Origin of the sequence: Pasteurella oralis (genome assembly GCF_042681465.1) — a bacterium.
Lineage (GTDB): Bacteria > Pseudomonadota > Gammaproteobacteria > Enterobacterales > Pasteurellaceae > Pasteurella > Pasteurella oralis.
In genome coordinates this window covers 135,882-142,125 of sequence record NZ_JBHUFP010000010.1, presented here as the reverse complement: position 1 = coordinate 142,125, position 6,244 = coordinate 135,882, and the positions used below count along the sequence as shown (strand labels likewise).

Genomic DNA, 6,244 nt, shown 5'->3' with positions numbered 1-6,244 from the left:
CACTTTGTTTTCTGTAATGCTCATAAATTATCAAATAAAAACGTAAATTACATTGAGATTAACATCAGAAAATAGTAAAGTAATCCGTTGTTCATTTTATTATACACAAGGCTTAAAGGCGGAAAATACTATGGGAAAAAGTGTTGTTATCTTAGGCGCACAATGGGGCGACGAAGGTAAAGGAAAGATTGTTGACTTATTAACTGATCGCGTAAAATACGTTGTACGTTATCAAGGTGGTCATAATGCAGGTCACACCCTAATCATTAACGGTGAAAAAACCGTACTTCGTTTAATTCCATCAGGTATCTTACGTGAAAATGTGACATGCTTAATCGGTAATGGCGTCGTCCTTTCTCCTGCAGCCTTAATGCAAGAAATGAGCGAATTAGAAAGCCGTAGAATTAATGTACGCGAACGCCTCTTAATCTCAGAAGCCTGCCCATTAATTCTCCCTTATCATGTTGCTATGGATCATGCTCGCGAAGCTGCCTTAGGTAAAAACAAAATTGGGACAACAGGTCGCGGTATTGGTCCAGCCTATGAAGATAAAGTGGCTCGTCGTGGTTTACGCGTCGGTGACTTATTCAATCCAGACGCTTTTGCTCAAAAACTGAAAAATATTTTAGATTATTACAATTTCCAATTAGTACACTACTATAACGCTGAGCCAGTAGATTTCCAAAAAACACTAGACGATGTCATGGCTGTCGCCAATATCATCACTGATATGGTCGCCGATATCACAACAATCTTAGATAAAGCACGCCAAAACGGCGATAATATCTTATTTGAAGGTGCTCAAGGCACAATGTTAGATATTGATCACGGTACCTACCCATTCGTTACGAGTTCAAACACAACCGCAGGCGGAGTAGCAACAGGTGCGGGTTTTGGTCCACGCAATCTTGATTATGTATTAGGTATCATCAAAGCGTATTGTACTCGTGTAGGTGGCGGTCCATTTACCACAGAACTCTTTGATGAAACTGGAGCAGAGATAGCACGTAAAGGAAATGAATTTGGTGCAGTAACAGGTCGTCCACGTCGCTGTGGTTGGTTTGATGCAGTAGCAATTCGTCGTGCGATTCAACTTAACTCAATTTCTGGTTTTTGTATGACTAAGTTAGATGTCTTAGATGGCTTTGATGAAGTCAAAATCTGTATCGCATACAAAATGCCAAATGGTGATATAGTTGAATATGCGCCGCTTGCAGCTAAAGATTGGGAGGGTGTCGAGCCAATCTATGAAACGATGCCAGGCTGGAAAGAAAATACATTTGGTGTGACAGATGTCAATCAACTACCTGAAGCATGCCGTAATTATGTAAAACGTATTGAAGAAGTCACTGGTGTGCCTGTCGATATTCTTTCAACAGGTCCTGATCGTATTGAAACGATGATCTTACGTGATCCATTTCAAGCATAGTTTAATCGTTTGATTTTAAATAAAAAATGGAAGGCAAGTATTGCTTTCCATTTTCTTTTTTGCTTTTCTATTAATTAATAGAAAATACAAATTGATTCTATAGATTTAATAAATTGGATTTATTAATTTAGATCAATAAACCCTATATATTGTAATGTTAATATACTCACTCGTAATAACAAAAGGAATTTTATTTATGAAAATGAAAAAATTATTGTTATCTGCCGTTGCACTCGCAACAGTAGGTTTTTTAGGAACAGTAGGTTACGTCCATATTTTTGATAAACAACAAGCTGAAACATTATTAGCGCAAACTCAACTCAGTGGACAACCACAAAAAGTCGCTAAAGTGTTCTATGACAATGGCTGCCAATATTGTCATACATCAAATGCAGAGCTACCTTTCTACTCTAAATTTCCTGTCGTAGATAAAATGGTGCAAGAAGATATCCAAAAAGGTACAAGAGTATTTCTACTTAATGATATCCTCGATGGATTAAAAGATCCAACCAAACTCTCTGAAGTCAGTCTTGCAAAACTAGAACAAGTTTTGATTAAAGATGAAATGCCAATCGCCAAATTTGTGCATATCCACTGGGGATCACGTCCTGATGCAGATGAAAAAGCGACAGTATTAAATTGGCTCCGAGAACAACGTCAAAACCGCTTCCTTCCAACAAACACTGAAGGAACCGACCCAACCCGTTTAGTCCAGCCGATCCCAGATAGTTTAGAAACCGATCCATTAAAAGTTGCTTTAGGTAACATGCTCTATCATGATGGGCGTCTTTCTGCGGATGGTACTGTTCAATGTCATACTTGTCACCAGCTCAAACTTGGTGGTGCAGATGGTTTAGCGGTTTCAACAGGAATTGATGGGTTAAAAGGTGGAATTAACGCACCAACGGTCTATAACTCAGCTTTTAATATTTTACAATTCTGGGATGGACGTGCTAAAGACCTTGCAGCACAAGCAGGTGGACCACCTCTTAATCCTGTAGAAATGGGTTCAAAAAGCTGGGATGAAATTGTTGCCAAATTTGAACAAGATGACGTATTTAAGCAGCAATTCCTCGCAGTATACCCTGAAATCAGTGAAGCAACTATTACTCATGCTATTGCTGAATTTGAAAAAACATTAATTACTCCGAACAGTGCTTTTGACCGTTATCTTAAAGGAGATAAAAATGCGCTAAATCAAGATCAGTTGCGGGGCTATCAATTATTTAAAGAAAACAAATGTGATACTTGTCATGTTGGTGTCGCGATGGGAGGACAATCTTTTGAGTATATGGGCTTATTTGATGACTATTTCGCCGCAAGAGGAACGCCATTAACTGACGCAGATCAAGGGCGCTTTGCACATACGCAAAATCCTGCTGATATGCATAAATTTAAAGTGCCAACATTGCGTAATATTGCATTAACTGCGCCTTACATGCATGATGCTCGCACAAGTGATCTAAAAGAGGCTGTACGAATCATGCTACATTACCAAAGCGGTAAAGATCTACCAAGCAAAGATGTCGCAGATATCGCCGCGTTCTTAGAAGCATTAACAGGGGAATATCAAGGTAAACTATTAACTCTAGAAAATTAATTATATTCACAATAATATATTACTCCCACTTAGACCTAGCTTATGGCTGGGTCTTTTTTACTTTAACAGAATCTAACAACATTACCTCATTTTTTGATCTAGATCACATTTTTATAAAATATATTTGAGAATAATTCTCACTTAAAAATAAGAATTTTATCAATAAAACCAATCAGTAATCATATTTCCTCACCTTATTTTTAACCTAACCCTAACAAAAACACTATATCTTGTGGTTGAAAATAAAATTTTAACTATATATAGTATCCTCGATATTTGAGTCATACACATAAAATAGGGTAAAAACAATATGGCAACTTTCTTTGTAATTAAACGTGATGGTTCACGCGCAGGTTTTGAAATCCAGCGTATTATCAATGCAATCAAAAAGGCTGCACAAGCGGTTAATGTGGAAGATGAACGCTATTGCCATGCAATAGGGCAACAAGTCTGTGATGAAATTTTTGCGCGCTATCAACAGGAAATTGATATTAGCCACATTCAAAAAATCGTGGAAAATCATCTTATGTCAAGCCAATATCCTGAAGTAGCGCGGGCTTACATTGAATATCGCCATGATCGTGATCTTGCACGTGAAAAACGTAGCCATCTCACTAAAGAAATCGAAGGTTTAATTGAGCAAAGTAACGTAGAGTTACTCAATGAGAACGCGAATAAAGATGCCAAAGTCATTCCAACACAACGTGATTTATTAGCTGGTATTGTAGCCAAACATTATGCTAAACGTTATATCTTACCGCGTGATGTTGTTGAAGCCCATGAAAAAGGCGAAATTCATTACCATGATTTAGACTATGCCCCATTCTTCCCAATGTTTAACTGTATGCTAGTTGATTTAAAAGGTATGTTGAATAATGGCTTCAAAATGGGGAATGCGGAAATTGAGCCGCCAAAATCTATTGGTACTGCAACAGCAGTCACTGCACAAATTATTGCACAAGTCGCTAGCCATATTTATGGTGGGACAACAATTAATCGTATCGACGAAGTGTTAGCCCCTTATGTCCAACTCAGCTATGAAAAACATCTTAAAACAGCAGCGGAATGGCAAGTGCCTGATGCAGAAAACTATGCAAAAGCTTTAATTGAAAAAGAATGTTTCGATGCGTTCCAATCTTTAGAGTATGAAGTTAATACGCTACATACATCAAATGGCCAAACACCATTTGTGACCTTTGGCTTTGGCTTAGGAACAAGCTGGCAATCTAAATTAATCCAACGTTCAATTTTGAAAAACCGAATTCGTGGGCTAGGCAAAAATCATAAAACCCCCGTATTCCCCAAACTGGTCTTTACCATTAAAAAAGGTATTAACCACAGCCCAACCGATCCTAATTATGATATTAAACAACTTGCGTTAGAATGTGCTTCCAAACGAATGTACCCTGATATTCTCAACTATGATCAGGTTGTCAAAGTCACGGGGTCTTTCAAAGCACCAATGGGCTGCCGTAGTTTCTTAGGTGCTTACCATGAAAATGGCGAAGAAATGCACGACGGACGCAACAACCTCGGTGTCGTGAGCCTTAACTTACCACGTATTGCAATTGAAGCAAAACGTCGTAATCCACAACAAAGTGCGGTCGATTTTTACCAAATTTTAGATCAACGCCTCGCAATTGCGAAAAAAGCCTTGATGACTCGTATTGCGCGTTTAGAAAACACCAAAGCGAGAGTTGCTCCAATTCTTTACATGGAAGGGGCTTGCGGTGTGCATTTAAACGCAGATGATAATGTGGCGCAAATCTTTAAAAACGGCCGAGCCTCGATTTCATTAGGCTATATTGGCATTCATGAAACAATTAATGCGCTATACGGCGATAAACATATGTATGATGATGAACAATTGCGTCAAAAAGGTATTGAAATTGTGCAATATCTCAGCAAAACAGTACAACAATGGAAAGCAGAAACAGGCTATGCATTTAGTCTCTATTCGACACCAAGTGAAAACTTATGTGATCGTTTCTGCCGTCTAGATACTAAACAATTTGGCGTCATCGAAAACGTCACTGATAAAGGTTACTATACAAATAGTTACCATTTAGACGTAGAGAAGAAAGTCAACCCATACGATAAAATCGACTTTGAGCTTCCTTATCCTGCATTAGCGAATGGCGGTTTCATTTGTTATGGTGAATATCCTAATATTCAACACAACCTAAAAGCATTAGAAGATGTTTGGGATTATAGCTATGAGCGCGTTCCTTATTATGGCACGAATACCCCGATTGATGAGTGCTATGAATGTGGTTTTACGGGTGAATTTGAATGTACGAGTAAGGGCTTTACCTGCCCGAAATGCGGTAATCATGACAGTGAAAAAGTGTCTGTAACACGTCGAGTTTGTGGTTATCTAGGCAGTCCTGATGCCAGACCATTTAATGCAGGCAAGCAAGAAGAAGTAAAAAGACGAGTAAAACACTTGTAATCCACGCTTCCCCCTCTTAATTTAATGAAAAGAGGGGGAGTTTAAAATAGAGATATGCTGCGATATGTCTTATTTAATCGCGTTTTAAATCAATTTAAAAGCCCTATTCCCCACAAACAACATAAAGAAAAATCAACAAGATATTTTTGTTCACAAGGTTTATCGGTAAAAAAATCTAACGAAATTTAACAATTAGTGTTATTCATTCTACATGTTTTAAACTAATGAATAAGTCAATCATCTTCGAATAAAATAAATAGCATTATGAATTATCTTCAATACTACCCTACTGATATTGTTAATGGTGAAGGTACACGTTGTACTTTATTTGTCAGTGGTTGTATTCATGCATGTAAAGGCTGCTACAACAAGAAAAGTTGGTCCTTTAGTGCAGGCGTTCCTTTTGATCAGGCGATGGAACAACAAATTATCAACGATTTGAAAGATACGAGGATCAAGCGACAAGGTTTAACGCTGACTGGTGGCGATCCGCTACATCCAGCTAATCTTGCCGTGCTTTTGCCTTTTGTAAAACGCTTAAAACAAGAGTGCCCCGAAAAAGATTTATGGGTGTGGACAGGTTATAAACTCCAAGAACTCAATGAATTTCAACGTGAAATATTACCTTATATTGATGTTCTTATTGACGGTAAATTTGAGCAAGAAAAAGCTGATCCCAGCCTAGTGTGGCGAGGCTCATCAAACCAAATTATCTATCGTTTTAAATAATATTCACGCTTAAGATTTCATTAAGATCTCTTCA

The 6,244-nt window shown here is 38.0% G+C and carries 4 protein-coding genes; all 4 read left to right on the top strand.

Annotated features, from left to right (window positions below; all coding sequences use genetic code 11):
* Positions 1-130: 130 nt before the first annotated feature.
* The 4 genes from purA to nrdG all read left to right on the top strand — a co-directional run bounded on the left by purA (position 131) and on the right by nrdG (position 6,210).
* Positions 131-1,429, top strand: coding sequence for an adenylosuccinate synthase (gene purA / locus ACFSAV_RS08350; protein WP_379098418.1), 1,299 nt, complete (start codon positions 131-133; stop codon positions 1,427-1,429).
* Positions 1,430-1,631: 202 nt separating this feature from the next.
* A complete protein-coding gene (locus ACFSAV_RS08345) occupies positions 1,632-3,029 on the top strand; it encodes a cytochrome-c peroxidase (RefSeq protein WP_379098492.1) in 1,398 nt (465 codons plus the stop codon).
* 310 nt (positions 3,030-3,339) lie between these two features.
* Positions 3,340-5,481 carry an anaerobic ribonucleoside-triphosphate reductase gene (nrdD, locus tag ACFSAV_RS08340; protein WP_379098415.1) on the top strand — a complete coding sequence of 714 codons (2,142 nt, stop codon included), beginning with the start codon at positions 3,340-3,342 and terminating at the stop codon, positions 5,479-5,481.
* 264 nt (positions 5,482-5,745) lie between these two features.
* A complete protein-coding gene (gene nrdG, locus ACFSAV_RS08335; protein ID WP_379098412.1) occupies positions 5,746-6,210 on the top strand; it encodes an anaerobic ribonucleoside-triphosphate reductase-activating protein in 465 nt (154 codons plus the stop codon).
* Positions 6,211-6,244: the final 34 nt, after the last annotated feature.